Source organism: Effusibacillus pohliae DSM 22757, from assembly GCF_000376225.1.
In the GTDB taxonomy this organism is placed as follows: Bacteria; Bacillota; Bacilli; order Tumebacillales; family Effusibacillaceae; genus Effusibacillus; species Effusibacillus pohliae.
Genome location: NZ_AQXL01000013.1, coordinates 1 through 1,378, shown reverse-complemented (window position 1 = coordinate 1,378; position 1,378 = coordinate 1). Strand labels below are relative to the sequence as shown.

1 protein-coding gene is annotated in these 1,378 nt (G+C 45.9%); it reads left to right on the top strand.

Features of this window, described 5'->3' with window-relative positions; genetic code table 11:
* The first annotated feature begins 496 nt into the window (after positions 1-496).
* Positions 497-1,312 (top strand): hypothetical protein, encoded by an 816-nt coding sequence (locus C230_RS0100130; protein WP_018130090.1) that lies wholly within the window; start codon positions 497-499, stop codon positions 1,310-1,312.
* Positions 1,313-1,378 lie beyond the last annotated feature (66 nt).

Below are 1,378 nucleotides of genomic sequence, written 5' to 3'. Positions count from 1 at the left end.
TGTAGCTGGAAACTGCTAGTTCTTCGCTCTTTTTATGCTGCTTTCCAGAAAAGTAGGCATGACAAAGAAGCGTAGCTTCCAGCAATTTTTAAAGAACTACGCTCAGCTAAAGGGATTTGTTTTGTTCCTAGCGAGTATGTTGGCGCCGGGGCATTAAGATCCAGACGATGGGCGGATTGTTCACAGTTGCCTGTTCATGGATTATAACGACACGCTCGCCAACTGTCCGGACGGAAAACTCCTTGTCTTTTCAAATCTTATAAGACAAGACAGAGATGGGCAGATTGATAAACTCGAGATTCACGAATACAATTTTCCAAAAATTACAGATGGTTACTATAACCACTGTTCAGATAAAATGGCATTAGCTTCGATTTGTACATAAGGTGGTGGGCATCCCTACATATCAATCAATGGTTCTTTTTCCTGATTTCCTCTTATTCAAGCAATTGTTCGATTTTTTCTTATTTTTTTTGTTGGAAGGAGATTTATTACAATGCGAAAGTTCGGATTACGAACTGTCGTGATTCCGATTTTGTCACTCGGACTTGTTTTGAGTCCGATTCCTGGACTTTCAAAACTGACAAAGGCCGGAGAAGCGGATTCTCCGGTAACGGTCCCGAAAACAGTTCAGGAACCGAAAAACGATGTTTCATTCACATCGCCACGGCAGGGTCCGCAAGAGCTGGAGCAGTTTCGGACGGCCACTTCGAAACGGTATGTAAACCCGGATGGTTCGTTCACCGAAAAGGTGTATATGGAACCGGTGCACTATAAGGACGCGCAAACCGGAAAGTGGCTTCCGATTGATTCAAACTTGGTATCGGATTCGAATGGAACCTATAAAAATAAGGCGAACAAATTCTCAGTCGACCTTCCACCGGTGGCGAATGCTGGCTTCTTTCGGATTGACGAGAAAGGTTCCGCGCTGTCTTTCCGTCCCACCTTCGGGATTACGGTAAAAGGTAATGTCAAGGGGAACCGGATTGATTATGTGAATGCAGCCCCCGATACCGACCTTTCTTATGCGGTGATGCCCAATGGTTTGAAGGAAACGGTCGTGCTAAAAAGCTCAAAGGCTCCAACGACGTTCTCGTATGAACTGAAACTGGAAAACCTGACGTATCAGCCTGAGCCCGACGGAACGGTGGTTTTCTATAAAACCGGTGAGAAGGAACCTCTCTTTGTTTTACAAAAGCCTTTTTTGGTCGATTCGAAACATCGTTCAACAACCGCATCTTATCAGTTGAGAACGGATGGTTCCGGGAACGCGGTATTGGATGTTGTAGCCGCTCACGCTATTTGGCGGTGAATTTCTCACCGCCATTGTCGTGAGCGCTCTACCGTCAATCCGCCAGCCGAGTGAGCGCTGTGTCGA